Origin of the sequence: Acinetobacter portensis (assembly GCF_009372215.1) — a bacterium.
In the GTDB taxonomy this organism is placed as follows: domain Bacteria; phylum Pseudomonadota; class Gammaproteobacteria; order Pseudomonadales; family Moraxellaceae; genus Acinetobacter; species Acinetobacter portensis.
The window spans coordinates 1-14499 of sequence record NZ_LWRV01000050.1; the positions used below are offsets into that span (position 1 = coordinate 1).

The following is a 14499-nucleotide window of genomic DNA, read 5'->3' on the forward strand; positions in this document are numbered from 1 at the left end:
AATGTCAACAGACCCTAATAATTCTGAATTTTACGTTAAAGATTTGAATGAGTTTGTGAGTGTTTCTATTAGTGCGGGTGTTGCTGTTGGAGCGGTATCTTGGATGGCTTTGTTGGAACGTGCAGATAAGTCTTTATTGAAGGTCAAAACGCAAGGTAAGAATGCTGTTCTGGGGTAATCTGAAACAGTTTTTAATTTCCTTCATTTATCAATATACGAAAACTCAATAGTGTTTTTTTCACACCTCATTCAATCTAGTTTTTTTATCTTACTTTTTAATATGAAACTATTTCAATATTGTACTGTGATGTTTGTCAGCATGGGGCTTATGGCATGTGCATCAACTTATAATCAAAATCAATTGGTACATCAGCCAACCATATCTCATTTAAATTCAGTAAATCCTGCTTTAAGGATTCAGGCTTTATTTAAAGAAGCACATGCAGATGCTGTTTTTGTTACATTCGATGGTACAAAACTTAACGCATATGGCACACATTTGAACCGTGCAGATACTGCTTATATTCCTGCATCTACTTTTAAAATTACCAATGCCTTAATTGCTTTAGAGCAGGGGAAAGCCACGTCTACAGAAATATTTAAATGGGATGGAAAATCCAAATTTATAAAGTCTTGGGAAAAGGACATGACTTTAGCTGAAGCAATGCAAGTTTCAGCTGTGCCTGTTTATCAAGCTTTGGCACGTCGTATTGGTTTGCCATTAATGCAAAAGGAATTGGAAAGAATTGGCTATGGGAATATGCAAATAGGTTCTCAGGTCGATCAATTTTGGTTAAAAGGTCCTTTAACTATTACCCCAAATGAACAAGTGAAATTTTTATATAAACTTGGTAAGGGGCAATTAGATTTTAAATCTGAAGTTCAGCAACAAGTGAAAGAGATGTTGTATGTGGAGCGTAGAGGGGAAAATCGTTTATATGCGAAAAGTGGTTGGGGTATGGATGTTGACCCGCAAGTAGGTTGGTATGTGGGTTTTGTTGAAAAGGCAGATGGTCAGGTTGTGAGCTTTGCTTTGAATATGCAAATGAAAGATGGCGATGATGTGAGTTTGCGGAAGCAATTAACTTTAGATGCATTAGATAAGTTGGGTGTTTTTCATTATTTATAAAAATTAATAGTTTGGGGTTAATCTACTTTTGAAAGCACAAAAGTAGCAAAATGCTTTTGTTTGACTGAGGGCACATCCGTGCTGCCCCAGTCAAACGAGCGACATCCATGTCGCTGTCATGTGATTGAGTTTCAGTTTTGATCTTTTGTTTTATCAATTAAATAATTAATAAAGTTGGTGCAGGCTCATAGTTATGTTTTTTTGAAAACCACATTATTTCCCCAAATAAAAAACGGTGAATGAATCACCGTTTTAGCATAATAATTTACTATTTTGAATCCTCCCTAACCCTGAGCCATATATGGCGCAAGTAGAAAGGAGGGAATTCTCCTCTTTCAAAAAGATGAGGAGTATTGCTCCGCAAGAGGGGGAGATTACTTCAACATCGTCTTCAAAAATCTCGCTGTATGCGAAACTGTAGATTTAGCCACTTCTTCAGGCACACCTTCAGCAATAATCATACCGCCACCCGCACCACCTTCAGGACCTAAATCAATCACCCAATCGGCAGTTTTAATTACATCTAAATTATGCTCAATCACCACAATGGTATTACCCTTATTACGAAGCTCATGGAGAATATCTAAAAGTTTCGCAATATCATGGAAATGCAAACCTGTTGTTGGTTCATCTAGCACATATAAAGTTTTACCCGTATCACGCTTCGCAAGTTCACGTGCCAATTTCACACGTTGCGCTTCACCACCCGAAAGTGTCGTTGCAGATTGACCTAAACGGATATAACCCAAACCAACTTGATGCAAGGTTTCCAAACGACGGTGAATGACAGGAATCGCATCAAAGAAATGCATTGCATCTTCAACGGTCATCTCTAAAACATCAGAAATGTTTTTGCCTTTATAGCCAACTTCCAAAGTTTCACGGTTATAACGTTTGCCATGACACGCATCGCAAGGCACATACATATCGGGTAAAAAGTGCATTGCAACTTTAATCATGCCGTCGCCTTCACAGGCTTCACAACGACCACCTTTCACGTTAAACGAGAAACGACCTGCGGCATAACCACGTGCTTTTGCTTCAGGTGTTTGTGCAAATAATTCACGAATTGGTGTAAACAAACCTGTATAGGTTGCAGGGTTTGAACGAGGCGTACGACCAATAGGGCTTTGGTCAATATCAACCACTTTATCTAAGAACTGCAAACCATCAATCGAGTCAAATTTTTCCGCTGTAAGCGTTGTTGCACCATTCAATTGAGTCGCAGCAAGCGGTAAAAGTGTACGGTTAATTAAGGTTGATTTACCTGAACCTGAAACACCTGTCACACAAGTCATAATGCCTAAAGGAATGGTCAAATCGACATTTTTTAAGTTATGACCTGCAGCACCCATCAGCTTAATTTGTTCTTCAGGTTTTGGCGGTTGAATACGAACTGTTGGCACTTCAATTTTTAACTTGCCCGATAAATATTGACCTGTTAAAGATTTAGGATTGGCAAGAATTTCATTATAAGTACCTTCGGCAATGACGTGACCACCATGAATACCTGCGCCAGGACCAATATCAATAATATGATCGGCTGCACGAATGGCATCTTCATCATGTTCAACCACTAAAACGGTATTACCTAAATCACGTAAACGAACCAAGGTTTCAAGCAAACGGTCATTATCACGTTGATGTAAACCAATTGACGGTTCATCGAGCACGTACATCACGCCCATTAAGCCCGCACCAATTTGCGAAGCCAAACGAATACGCTGTGCTTCACCCCCTGAAAGGGTTTCGGCAGAACGTGAAAGGCTTAAATAATTCAAACCAACAGATACTAAGAAATGTAGACGTTCACGAATTTCTTTGAAAATTTTATCGCCAATTTCGCCTTTGGCACCTTCAAGTTGAACATCTTGATAGTAATTTTCAGCATCACCAATCGACATTTTAGTAATTTGGGCGATGGTTTTATCTAAGATTTTTACATTACGTGAGATTTCATTTAAACGTGAACCATCACAAACGTCACATGCGGCATTTGAAAGATATTGTGCTAAATCTTCACGCACATAATTACTTTCTGTTTCACGGTAACGACGTTCTAAATGTGGCAAAATTCCTTCAAAAGCTTGTACACGTTTATGTGAGCGACCACGTTCATCGATATAACTTAAATCTATTTTATCTTTGCCTGTGCCGTACAAAAATTTCTTTTGAGTATCGGCATCAAGTTCATTCCATGGCGTATCTACAGAAAAACCAAAATGATCAGCAACTTTTTGAATCATGCTGTAGTAGTAAGGGCGTTGTCTGTCCCAACCACGAATTGCGCCTTGGCTAATAGAAACTTCTTTATTCGGAATAAGTTTATCGGCACTGAAATGACTGCGCGTTCCTAAACCATCACAAGTCGGGCAGGCACCAAATGGATTGTTAAACGAGAACAAACGCGGTTCTAATTCGCCAACTGCGCGGTCGCATTCTGGGCAAGAGTGTTTTGCAGAGAACGTACGATCTGCTTGTTCGCCTTTCATCCATGAAAGGGTGGCAATATCGCCACCTAAACGTAATGCAGTTTCAAAAGATTCTGCAATTCGGTTGCCTAAATCATCACGGACTTTAAAACGGTCAATCACTACTTCAATGGTATGTTTTTTCTTTTTATCGAGTTCAGGAATTGGGTCGATGTCCATGACTTCGCCATCGACACGCGCACGAACAAAACCTTGGCTTTGTAATTGTTCAAATAAATTGGTGTATTCACCTTTGCGATCTCGAATAACAGGCGCAAGCAACATCAGTGCTGTTCCTTCTTCAAGACCTTTTACAGCATCGACCATTTCTGAAATAGTTTGTGCCACCATCGGTAAGTCATGTTCTGGGCAATATGGCGTGCCGACACGTGCGTAGAGCAAACGTAAATAGTCATAAATCTCGGTGATAGTTCCCACGGTTGAGCGTGGGTTGTGACTTGTCGATTTTTGCTCAATCGCAATGGCAGGGCTTAAACCTTCAATTGAATCGACTTCAGGTTTTTCCATTTGAGATAGGAATTGACGCGCATAGGCAGAAAGTGATTCTACATAGCGTCGCTGACCTTCGGCATATAAAGTATCGAATGCTAAAGATGATTTCCCTGAGCCTGAAAGTCCCGTGATTACCACAAACTTGTCTCGTGGAATATCGAGTGACACATTTTTTAAATTATGGGTGCGTGCGCCTCGAATACGGATATGACTTTGACTCATAAATACTTCTCAAAAAGGGTGCGTGAATAAAGGTATATGATAGCGCATGAAAATTGTTCGAGTGCAAAATAAAGTAATTAAAACGACAATTTGTGGCGGTGATTGTTTTAAATGTGACACAAATAAAAGCACAGTATAAAACTGTGCTAGAAAGATGCTAAAAATTTGAAAGAAAACTAAGCGATATCACATAAGCCAGAATAAGGACGTTCAAAAATAGATTCAATATTTTCAAAAGATTGTGCTTTTGTTTGTTGTGTTTTACCGAAAGAGTATTGAATCACTAAGCGTTCAAGTTGAGATAAAAAGTGTTCATATTGTTCTGAAAAGTTTTCAATATCTAGAAAATCGAAATTTAGTTTAGGGTTGCAATTATAGCGACCAATAAAATCGAGCATTAAATTTTGAACTTTGCGGTTGGTAAAATAAATTAAATAAGTCGCAGCAGAGCCACAATGCAAACAACCTTGGTTTAAATAAATTTCATCATTTTCATACCAGCACTTTCGCAATGTAATCATGGCGCGAATGGCTTCGGTACCTTGTGTTTCCTGATTCATATCGAGTTGCTCCAATGTTATTTTTTAAATGATAATAATTCTCATTAATAGTAGTGTACCGTGTCATTTAATAATTACAAATCAATTTTTTGTAAATATTCAGAAATATATTTTTGATTGAAAAATAATCTTTAAGTTTATGATTTTTATCGTAGAACATGTTTTTACTCAGCTATAATGCTGAAAAAGGAATTTACGAAAAATAAATTATGTTTGCGTTATTTTTGAAGTGTGCTTTAGGTGCTGCGGTTGTTCTTCTTATTTCTATTTTGTCGAAAAGCAAAGCTTTTTATATTGCAGGATTGGTTCCTCTATTTCCGACTTTTGCTTTAATTGCGCATGTGATTGTGTCGCAACAACAAGGGGCAGGGGCATTACAGAAAACTGCTTTATTTGGTTTGTGGTCGCTTATTCCATATTTTATTTATTTGCTGATGGTGTATGTGCTTGCAACTAAAATGTCGATGTGGTCGTGTTTGGGTTTAGCGACTTTGTGTTGGGTGGTTGCTGCGGCAGGTTTAATTTATGGTTGGCAGTTGTATCACCAATAAATGAAATTATTATTCAGAGAAAGCATTTCATTGTGACGGAGTCTTTCCATTGAGCTTATGTGTGGAAAGAGCTCATTCGCTACTTTTGTAACGGAAAAGTAGCTAAAACCTTTTGTCATCCACTGAACTCATCAAAAATAAACAGCTTTCAGAATAGCCACAGAAACAGTATTCTAAAAATGTCTGTTTACCTCAATCAGTAGCGGATGACGTTGTCGCATATCAATAAAAAGTTTCAGATTGATTTTTGCAATTAAGCGTCTAAACCATTCCATTGTCTTTGATGATAAGCACCATCCCAGAACAACCATTCAAGCTGTGCAGCACGTGTATATGCTTGATGCATCTTTTCAAGCGTATCTACATCGCAACGTTCAGCAATTGCATCTACAGTATCAATCACTTTTTGTACGGCTTCATGAAAGTCATCACTTGCATAAGTATCAATCCAAGCTTGATACGGATTATTTTCTACCGATTTATTCACAATATCTTTACCCACTTCTGCATAAATCCAGAAACAAGGCAGTAGAGATGCCAAAACAACAGGGTAGCTTTCAGACCAAGCCGTTGCTTGTAAAAATGAGGTGTAATGATGGCAAGCAAGCGTAAGCGGTGTTGTTGCAAAGTCTTGCGTAGAAATTTTAAATTGATCTAAAAATTCATTGTGCATTTCACGTTCAAATACAATGGCAAGTTTTGCAGCTTCAGAGAATTGAATAATTTCTTCTGCGCTAAATGCTTTTGCAGCACATACCGCAAGCGAGCGACCATAAGCCACTAAATAATGTGCATCTTGAATGACATAATGACAAAAAGCATCTTTGTCTAAAGTTCCTTGCGCAAGCTCTTGGTTAAAAGGATGCTGAAGTGTTTTTTGATATAAATCTAAATTTCTATTCCAAACGTCTTGTGAAAAGCTCATCTTAAATCCTGTTTCGAGCATGTTGATATTGTTAGGCTTAATATAGCAATTCAGTACCTATAGCGTGTTGCAGAAGTATTAATATTTACGCAGTTTCAAAAAATAATATGAAGACTTTGGACTAATTAAAAAAAATAGTGATAATTGAGCAAAGTTGAATCAGACAATATTTAAAACTGCTTGATGGATCTCACACGGTAAAAATTACACAAAGCAAAAAAAACGACAGACACTGGATTATCTAAAATGGAAAATAAAATAATTTTTGTGCTGTATAATTTTACCAAATTTTAATATTTGAATTATTTAAGGTCGTTCTACCATGTTGAAACATTTTGGTTTCTCTATCTTTTTTACGATCGTGTGTTTGGCTATTTCTGCATATTGGGGTTATACCCACGGTCCAGAAGCTGGCTTACAAACCATGTTCACAGCACTAACAGTAACGGCAATTTTAGCCGTAATGGAAGTATCTCTTTCATTTGATAATGCTGTCGTAAATGCCTCAGTTCTGCGTAATTGGGATCACTTTTGGAAAATGCTATTTTTAACAGTGGGTATTATTGTTGCTGTTTTTGGTATGCGTTTAATTTTCCCTGTTGCCATTGTTGCTGTAACAGCAGATATGGGCTTTATGGAAGTGGTTCAATTGGCGCTGAATGATCCTAAAACCTATTCACAACGTTTGTTAGATCATCATGCTGAAATTGCTGCTTTTGGTGGAGCATTCCTGTTACTAGTATTCTTAAACTTCTTCTTAGATGAAGGGAAAGATACGCATTGGTTCAAATGGCTTGAAAATCGTTTAGCAAACTTAGCCAATGTTCCTGCAATGTCTGTATTTGTTGCGCTTATTGCATTGCTTGTTATGGCAGCAAATGTTGATGAAGCAAAACGCTTAGTGGTAACAATGGCAGGTATTTGGGGCATTGTGATTTATATTGGCGTTCAAGTTCTAGGTCACTTATTGGGTGGCGAACCTGAAGTAGATGAAGATGGTAACAGTGTAGACAAAGAAGGGAATGTTATACCGGGCGGAGTGGTTAAAGCAGGTATTGGTGGTTTCCTTTATTTAGAAGTTTTAGATGCATCTTTTAGTTTTGATGGTGTAATTGGTGCATTTGCGATTACTTCAGATGTTGTCATTATTATGTTGGGTCTTGCTATTGGTGCAATGTTCGTACGTTCTATGACAATTTACCTTGTAGATAAAGGCACATTAGATGCTTATGTTTACCTTGAACATGGTGCGCATTATGCCATTGGTGCATTAGCATTTATTATGATTGCAAGTGGCACAGGCTTGCACGTACCTGAAGTTGTTACAGGCTTAATTGGTGTGGCTTTCATCGTTTGGGCTGTGATTGCATCTATTCAATATAATAAACGACAAATGACATGATCTCTTTGTGATTAAGTTGTTGAGAAGCGTAACCTAAGTTACGCTTTTTTGTTTTTTTAGATGGTGATCATCTTTATTTCAAATAAAATATATGCAGAGATTAGCATCAAATGACCTATAATCTTCCACAGAAATTAACGAGTTTTAATGACCTATGATGAACGCCCTTGAACGTCGCTCAACCTTTGCTTTAAGTAGTATTTTTGCCTTACGCATGTTGGGTTTGTTCATGATTATTCCTGTATTTTCAGTTGCAGGGCAGGCATATCAAGGTGCAACACCTGCACTGATTGGTTTGGCTGTGGGTGTTTATGGTTTAACTCAAGCCATTTTACAAATTCCATTTAGTCTTATTGCAGATCGTTATAGTCGTAAACCTCTTATTGTATTTGGACTTTTGCTTTTTGCTTTAGGCGGTGCCATTGCTGCCATGTCTGACACCATTTATGGCGTTATTATTGGTCGCGCAATTGCAGGTGGCGGTGCAGTTTCTGCGGTGGTCATGGCATTACTTGCAGATGTAACGCGTGAAGAACAACGTTCTAAAGCAATGGCAATGATGGGTATGAGTATTGGCTTATCCTTTGTTATTGCTTTTAGTTTAGGACCTTGGTTAACCAGTTTGGTGGGTATTTCAGGTTTATTTTGGGTAACAACCATTATGGGTATACTTGCTATTTCTATGTTGTTCCTTGTACCTAAAGTAACGCGTCATCACAAAAATTTTCAACAAGGTTATTTGGTACAGTTAAAAGAAGTACTGAAAATGAAAGATTTGAACCGGTTACACGTTTCAGTTTTTTCATTGCATTTATTGCTAACAGCCATGTTTATATATGTGCCCTTACAACTCATTAATTATGCAAAAATTCCATTATCTAGCCATGGTTTAATCTATTTACCTTTATTAGTTTTGAGTTTATTTTTCGCTTTCCCAAGTATTATTTTGGCTGAAAAGTATCGCAAAATGCGAGGCATTTTCCTCACAGCAATTGGCGGTATTATCTTAGGCTTAATCTTTATGATATTTGGCTTCGAATCTAAATACATTCTGCTTTTAGGCTTGGGATTATTCTTTATTGCATTTAATGTGATGGAAGCTTTATTGCCTTCATGGTTATCTAAAGCAGCACCTATTCAGTCTAAGGCAACGGCTATGGGGGTGAATGCGAGTGGTCAATTTTTAGGGGCATTTTGTGGTGGTATTTTGGGTGGTCAGCTTATTATGCTGAATAATACAGCGATGGGGTGGAGCATCTTAACGGCAATTGCCATTGTTTGGTTATTCATTAGTTTTGGCTTGTCACAACCTCGTTATTTATCATCTCTAGTATTAAGATTGCCTGACACCAAACAAACAGATGAATGGACTTCTCAATTATTGGCAATTCATGGTATTGAAGAGGTCTTAGTGATGCCTGAACAGCAAGTTGCTTATGTAAAAGTTGATAAAATGCAGATAGATGATGCTGCACGACAACATTTAACGCACTTGTTAGGTAAAGAGGTAGTCATTTAATGAGAACTCTTATAAAGTAAAACATAGAATCGAATAGGAAGATAACAGCAAATGCGCGGCGTAAATAAAGTAATCTTAGTTGGTACTTTGGGTAAAGACCCTGAAACAAAAACATTTCCAAATGGTGGATCACTCACTCAGTTTTCTATCGCGACAAGCGAATCTTGGACAGACAAAAGTTCAGGTGAACGTAAAGAACAAACAGAATGGCATCGTATTGTATTGCACAACCGTTTAGGTGAAATTGCACAACAATACTTGCGTAAAGGTTCTAAAGTTTATATTGAAGGTTCATTGCGTACACGCCAATGGACAGACCAAAGTGGTCAAGAACGCTACACGACTGAAATTCGTGGCGAACAAATGCAAATGCTCGATTCTGCGAACCGTCAACAACAAGGTGGCGATCAGCAAGATGGTTTTGCTCAACCACGTTTTAACAATAATAACCAAGGTGGTGGCAATAACTACGGCAATCAAGGTGGTTATGGCGGTCAACAGTCTGGTGGTTATAACAACCAACAACAAGCACCACAAGGTGGCTATGGCAACAATGTTAACCAAGGTTTCCAAGCGCCTAAGCCACAGCAACAACCTGCTAAGCCAATGGCAACAGCACCTTCAGACTTAGATGATGATTTACCGTTCTAATTTTTAAAACAGTAAACCATATTCAAAAAACCCTTTGATTCATCAAAGGGTTTTTTATTTTGTTATATTTTAAAAAATCTATTATAAATGAAGGATCAAACACGAATAATTATTTGGGGGAATAAGCGTGAAAAAACTCATAGCAATATCAATTTTATTTTTTACGACAACAGCTTATGCAATAACATCAGAAAAATGGGTAAAAGTAAGTACAGATGAATATGGCGAAACATTTGTAAACTCAAACCATATAAAAAGTGCAGCGGGACATCCATCTGTTATAGAGTATGGTTATAAATATATTTATACATATGGTGTGCCATCATTACAAATTGCACCGCGTGGTTATATTCAAGCAATACACCACATCAATTGTAAAGAACAAACTAAAGCAACCATTAAAAGTCAGCGTTTTAAGCCAAATGGCAAAGCAATAGATACAGATACACCATTTTCAACAGTATATTTTGAACCTATTTATGATTCTCATACAGATTTAATGAAAGTGTATAAATATGTCTGCAACGCGAAAAAATCTTAATGTGAAATTACTTTAAAACCGATGATTATTTATTTTTTGAATTTTCTTAAATAAAAAGAGCACCAATATTGGTGCTCTTTTTTTGCCTAATTCAGTCATTACTTAATTTCAGTAATAAACTCTTCTGTTGGACGACGTACTTTTTTCAATGCGCTTAACCAATCACCTTCAGGTTGACGACGACCTAAAGCAAGTAAAGTTACTGACATTAGACCTTTCGATTTTAAATCTAAGAACTCATCTAATTGGATTTTATCAAAGCCTTCCATTGGTGTTGCATCTACACCTAATTCAGCGGCAGCAGCAATTGCCATACCAAAGCCAATATGCGCTTGTTTTGCAGCATGATGGTGCTGTTGTTCTTCAGTAAATGTCGAGAATAATTGATTCAAGCCAGCAACAACATCGGCTGTTTTATCTAAAGGCAAGCCACGCTCATTATTCGTATAATCATAAATTGCTTGAATACGCTCTGGATCCATTTTGTCCCAAGCTGTAAAAACAAGTAAGTGAGATGATTCAACAATTTGTGGCTGATTAAATGCGATAGGAGAGATTTTTTCTTTCATTTCTGGGTTTGAAATGACGAAAATGTGAAAAGGTTGTACACCCGCAGATGTAGGTGCTAAACGAGCAGCTTCAACAATTTGATCAACAAGCGCTTGCTCAAGTTTTTCACCTGTCATACGTTTAGTTGCATAGCGCCAATTTAATGCTTTTAAAAGTTCCATAAGTATTCCTAGTTTGTATTGTGTTTCATTGTTTTGGTTGAATAGTTAAATTTGATATAACTCTTTAAGTGCAGATTTCAAATCTAAAGGCGATCTACCTAAAAGTGTTTTTAAGTCTGAGCTATTTATTTCATATTGATGCTGTTTGATATCTATAACAGTTCCTTTGGTTAAATAAATTAGGAACTCAGGAAGTTGAATGTCTTTTAATAGTTGTTCGAATTGAGCTTCATCTGCATTGATATAATTAATATTCTTATTGCTAATTTGACTCAATGTTTGCGCAATATCTGCATATGAATAAGCGACATCACCTGTAATATTATAGGTTTTATTTTCATGATTCTCTTGTACCAATAAATTGGCAATTGCTTCGCCCATTTCTCTGCGTAAAGCATAAGGAACTTTGCCATCACCACCTGGTAAATAAACACCTTGTTCAAATACTTTTTCACCAACAATGAGGGGAATTGCATCTGTGTACATGGTGTTTCGAACAAAAGTAAAATCTAAGCCACTCGCTTGTATATATTTTTCAGTATCAAAATGGCTTTGCATTAGGTCTTTAACATTTGAAGTTTCAATATTTTGAATGGCTAAGCCTGTATAAATAATATGCTTTACACCTGCCATTTTTGCTGCATCAATCACATTTTTATGTTGTTCTAAGCGATTGAAATCCATTGTAGAGATAAGTAAAAGTTTTGTTACGCCTTTAAAGGCATATCCTAAAGATGAAATTTGATCGAAGTCACCAATACGAACTTCAATGCCTTGTTCTTTATACTTTGAAGCTTTAGTTTCATCTCTAGCAAAAATAGAAAATTGATCTTTTGATGTTGTTTTACTTAATTGAGAGATTACGCTTGAGCCTAATTGGCCTGTTGCGCCTGTAACTAATATCATATGAATTCCTATTGTTTTAACTTTTTTTAAAGTGAAGTTGTTAAAGGGAGATTAATAAAACTGTACTATTCATTTTTTTAATTTCTTATCTTTAGTAAACAAAGTCAATGGACAGTCATGTAAGTGAAATTTCAGGTTGTTTTGAATGTCTTTATAAATTGATTTATTAGTAAAGTTTTATTTAATTTTGTTGATCTATCTTAACGTATTTAAAGGTTTTTTTAAATATTATTAATATTTTACTATACATTATTATAGTTAAAAAATGCTATACATTGTTATAGTTAAACCACTCCCCAAAACTGAATGAAAATGAAGAAAAATACCATTAATCAAGAGAGCTGTAGTGCTAGTTTTGTTGTCGCGCTTAAAGATGCATTGAATGTCATTAATGGCAAATGGAAGCTTGCTATTGTTTGTACATTGTTAGCAGATCAACGACGATTTAGCGATATTGAAAAACTGATTAAAGGTATTACACCACGTATGGTTTCTAAAGAATTAAAAGAGCTTGAAATTAATGGTGTGGTGAGAAAAATTGAAATGCTCGAAAATGGATTAACCGTGACCAAATATGATTTAACTGAATCTGGTCGAAACTTACATGATGTGATTGTGACGATGGTGGAATGGGGTAAGCAGCATCGTGCATTTAGTTTGTCATTAGATATTAAAGAGAAAGAATAAACCAACAATCTAATAAATCGATTAAAATTATAAAAAAGTACTGTTTTACCAATTTTAAATATTTTCGTATTCTAGCTTCACAAGATAAGCACTTATATAAATTGAAGTTAGAGGAATATCTCATGAGTTTAATTAACACCCAAGTAAAACCATTTACAGCAACTGCTTACAAAAATGGTGAATTCATTGAAGTGTCAGATAAAGACATGATGGGTAAATGGTCTGTTGTATTTTTCTATCCTGCAGATTTCACTTTTGTTTGTCCAACAGAATTAGGCGATTTAGCTGATCATTATGCTGAATTCCAAAAAATGGGCGTAGAAGTTTATTCAGTTTCTACAGACACACATTTCACGCATAAAGCTTGGCACGATTCTTCTGAAGAAATTAAAAAAATTGAATATCCAATGGTAGGTGACCCAACTTGGACACTTGCTAAAAACTTTGAAGTTTTAATTGAAGAAGATGGTTTAGCTGACCGTGGTACTTTTGTAATTGATCCAAACGGAACAATTCAAATTGTAGAAATTAATGCAGGTGGTATTGGTCGTGATGCATCTGAATTGCTTCGTAAATTAAAAGCAGCTCAATATGTATATGCTCACCCAGGTGAAGTTTGTCCTGCTAAATGGAAAGAAGGCGATGCAACTTTAGCACCTTCAATCGACTTGGTTGGTAAAATCTAAGTTATCCGATTTAAAAGAAAAGCCAGAGCAATTGTTCTGGCTTTTCTTTGTCATTTTAAAACTTATGCAATATAGCCTTTTGTCGATGTTGCATAACTTCGAACCCCATCAATCAGATGATCAATTAACTTCTCCATAACAAGCCTCTGACCTTTACGAGAAGAGTAGACAATTTGTATAGTGCCAATGTTAGAACACCATTCAGGTAAAATATGGATTAAGCGACCTTCTTGAAGATCTTTTTCTACGGTTAATAATGGTAAATCTGCAATACCTAGCCCATCTAATGCAGCAAAATAAGCGCCCGATAAATCGTTACTTTTCACTCGTGGATCTAGATGAATATCAATTTTTTCATGATGTTTTAAGTTGTGTAAACTCCAACGATAATTTGTTTTTTGCGTACCTAAAACAATACTTGGAAAATCACAAATTTCCGTTACGTGTTCAATAATACGCCCTTGAAGTAATTCTGGACTTGCAACTAAGCAATGTGTGGTACGAATAACATCACGCACAATAATGCTGGAATCTTCATTATTTTCGAAATTTGTACGAATCGCTAAATCAATATCATCATGCAAAATATCGACTCTGCGACTAGTGAGTTCCATTTCAATTTTAACTTGCGGATATTGCTTTAAAAACTGATTAAGCAAGGGTCGAATCTGATGTTCCATCATGACGGATGGACAACTCAGTTTAACTAAACCACTTGGTTCTAGTGTTTGTTTCAATAGAATATTTTGAGCACAATCTGCTTGAGATATAATTTTGCTACATTCTTCAAAGAATTCTTGACCTAATGGTGTGACTTTAAAGTGTCTTGTTGATCTTTGAATAAGCGTGACATCGAATTTATTTTCTAAGTCTAATATTCGTCTGCTTAATTTAGATTTTGTAATATTACTTGCTTCACTGGCTGCACTAAACCCACCATGTTTCACAACAAGGTAAAAGTAATAGTAGTCATCAAATGAATGCATATACGCTCCGAGAAAGCAA

14 protein-coding genes are annotated in these 14499 nt (G+C 36.3%); 8 read left to right on the forward strand and 6 right to left on the reverse strand.

Going from position 1 to position 14499, the window contains the following annotated elements; all coding sequences use genetic code 11:
• Positions 1 to 280: 280 nt before the first annotated feature.
• Positions 281 to 1129, forward strand: a complete 849-nt coding sequence (gene blaOXA, locus A6M14_RS05385; RefSeq protein WP_152873982.1) for an OXA-1258 family class D beta-lactamase — start codon at positions 281 to 283, stop codon at positions 1127 to 1129.
• Between the two features lie 374 nt (positions 1130 to 1503).
• On the opposite strand, the gene uvrA is transcribed toward blaOXA, so the two are convergent.
• Entirely contained in the window at positions 1504 to 4335 is a 2832-nt protein-coding gene (gene uvrA / locus A6M14_RS05390; RefSeq protein ID WP_152873983.1) for an excinuclease ABC subunit UvrA, read from the reverse strand.
• Positions 4336 to 4511: 176 nt separating this feature from the next.
• A complete protein-coding gene (locus A6M14_RS05395) occupies positions 4512 to 4895 on the reverse strand; it encodes a hypothetical protein (protein WP_152873984.1) in 384 nt (127 codons plus the stop codon).
• Between the two features lie 209 nt (positions 4896 to 5104).
• Here A6M14_RS05395 and A6M14_RS05400 point away from each other — a divergent pair, with 209 nt between their 5' ends.
• Positions 5105 to 5446, forward strand: a complete 342-nt coding sequence (locus A6M14_RS05400; RefSeq protein WP_152873985.1) for a GlpM family protein — start codon at positions 5105 to 5107, stop codon at positions 5444 to 5446.
• 253 nt (positions 5447 to 5699) lie between these two features.
• Here A6M14_RS05400 and tenA read toward each other — a convergent pair whose 3' ends face one another.
• Positions 5700 to 6371, reverse strand: coding sequence for a thiaminase II (gene tenA, locus A6M14_RS05405; protein WP_152873986.1), 672 nt, complete (start codon positions 6369 to 6371; stop codon positions 5700 to 5702).
• A 322-nt stretch (positions 6372 to 6693) separates the two neighbouring features.
• Here tenA and A6M14_RS05410 point away from each other — a divergent pair, with 322 nt between their 5' ends.
• The 4 genes from A6M14_RS05410 (at position 6694) to A6M14_RS05425 (ending at position 10484) form a co-directional block, all read left to right on the forward strand.
• Entirely contained in the window at positions 6694 to 7773 is a 1080-nt protein-coding gene (locus A6M14_RS05410; RefSeq protein WP_152873987.1) for a DUF475 domain-containing protein, read from the forward strand.
• 154 nt (positions 7774 to 7927) lie between these two features.
• Positions 7928 to 9292 carry an MFS transporter gene (locus A6M14_RS05415; RefSeq protein WP_152873988.1) on the forward strand — a complete coding sequence of 455 codons (1365 nt, stop codon included), beginning with the start codon at positions 7928 to 7930 and terminating at the stop codon, positions 9290 to 9292.
• A gap of 51 nt (positions 9293 to 9343) precedes the next feature.
• Positions 9344 to 9943, forward strand: coding sequence for a single-stranded DNA-binding protein (gene ssb, locus A6M14_RS05420; protein ID WP_152873989.1), 600 nt, complete (start codon positions 9344 to 9346; stop codon positions 9941 to 9943).
• A 127-nt stretch (positions 9944 to 10070) separates the two neighbouring features.
• A complete protein-coding gene (locus tag A6M14_RS05425; protein WP_152873990.1) occupies positions 10071 to 10484 on the forward strand; it encodes a hypothetical protein in 414 nt (137 codons plus the stop codon).
• Positions 10485 to 10582: 98 nt separating this feature from the next.
• Here A6M14_RS05425 and A6M14_RS05430 read toward each other — a convergent pair whose 3' ends face one another.
• Together A6M14_RS05430 and A6M14_RS05435 are read right to left on the reverse strand one after the other, a co-directional pair.
• Positions 10583 to 11215, reverse strand: coding sequence for a nitroreductase family protein (locus A6M14_RS05430; RefSeq protein WP_152873991.1), 633 nt, complete (start codon positions 11213 to 11215; stop codon positions 10583 to 10585).
• Between the two features lie 45 nt (positions 11216 to 11260).
• Complete coding sequence (locus A6M14_RS05435) at positions 11261 to 12121, reverse strand: SDR family oxidoreductase (RefSeq protein WP_152873992.1); 861 nt, start codon at positions 12119 to 12121, stop codon at positions 11261 to 11263.
• Positions 12122 to 12433: 312 nt separating this feature from the next.
• Here A6M14_RS05435 and A6M14_RS05440 point away from each other — a divergent pair, with 312 nt between their 5' ends.
• Both A6M14_RS05440 and ahpC read left to right on the forward strand, forming a co-directional pair.
• Complete coding sequence (locus A6M14_RS05440; RefSeq protein WP_152873993.1) at positions 12434 to 12808, forward strand: winged helix-turn-helix transcriptional regulator; 375 nt, start codon at positions 12434 to 12436, stop codon at positions 12806 to 12808.
• Between the two features lie 122 nt (positions 12809 to 12930).
• Positions 12931 to 13494: an alkyl hydroperoxide reductase subunit C gene (gene ahpC, locus A6M14_RS05445; RefSeq protein WP_152873994.1), complete on the forward strand. Its 564-nt coding sequence runs from the start codon at positions 12931 to 12933 to the stop codon at positions 13492 to 13494.
• A 62-nt stretch (positions 13495 to 13556) separates the two neighbouring features.
• Here the strand turns inward: ahpC and A6M14_RS05450 are convergent, their stop codons facing one another.
• Entirely contained in the window at positions 13557 to 14480 is a 924-nt protein-coding gene (locus tag A6M14_RS05450) for a LysR substrate-binding domain-containing protein (RefSeq protein WP_152873995.1), read from the reverse strand.
• Positions 14481 to 14499 lie beyond the last annotated feature (19 nt).

Bases quoted from the DNA above. Each gene is read 5' to 3' on its own strand.
- A6M14_RS05400 (WP_152873985.1), top strand. From the start codon at position 5,105: ATGTTTGCGTTATTTTTGAAGTGTGCTTTAGGTGCTGCGGTTGTTCTT.
- A6M14_RS05435 (WP_152873992.1), bottom strand. From the start codon at position 12,121: ATGATATTAGTTACAGGCGCAACAGGCCAATTAGGCTCAAGCGTAATC.
- A6M14_RS05450 (WP_152873995.1), bottom strand. From the start codon at position 14,480: ATGCATTCATTTGATGACTACTATTACTTTTACCTTGTTGTGAAACAT.
- A6M14_RS05410 (WP_152873987.1), top strand. From the start codon at position 6,694: ATGTTGAAACATTTTGGTTTCTCTATCTTTTTTACGATCGTGTGTTTG.
- A6M14_RS05395 (WP_152873984.1), bottom strand. From the start codon at position 4,895: ATGAATCAGGAAACACAAGGTACCGAAGCCATTCGCGCCATGATTACA.
- tenA (WP_152873986.1), bottom strand. From the start codon at position 6,371: ATGAGCTTTTCACAAGACGTTTGGAATAGAAATTTAGATTTATATCAA.
- A6M14_RS05430 (WP_152873991.1), bottom strand. From the start codon at position 11,215: ATGGAACTTTTAAAAGCATTAAATTGGCGCTATGCAACTAAACGTATG.
- blaOXA (WP_152873982.1), top strand. From the start codon at position 281: ATGAAACTATTTCAATATTGTACTGTGATGTTTGTCAGCATGGGGCTT.
- A6M14_RS05440 (WP_152873993.1), top strand. From the start codon at position 12,434: ATGAAGAAAAATACCATTAATCAAGAGAGCTGTAGTGCTAGTTTTGTT.
- uvrA (WP_152873983.1), bottom strand. From the start codon at position 4,335: ATGAGTCAAAGTCATATCCGTATTCGAGGCGCACGCACCCATAATTTA.
- ssb (WP_152873989.1), top strand. From the start codon at position 9,344: ATGCGCGGCGTAAATAAAGTAATCTTAGTTGGTACTTTGGGTAAAGAC.
- ahpC (WP_152873994.1), top strand. From the start codon at position 12,931: ATGAGTTTAATTAACACCCAAGTAAAACCATTTACAGCAACTGCTTAC.
- A6M14_RS05415 (WP_152873988.1), top strand. From the start codon at position 7,928: ATGATGAACGCCCTTGAACGTCGCTCAACCTTTGCTTTAAGTAGTATT.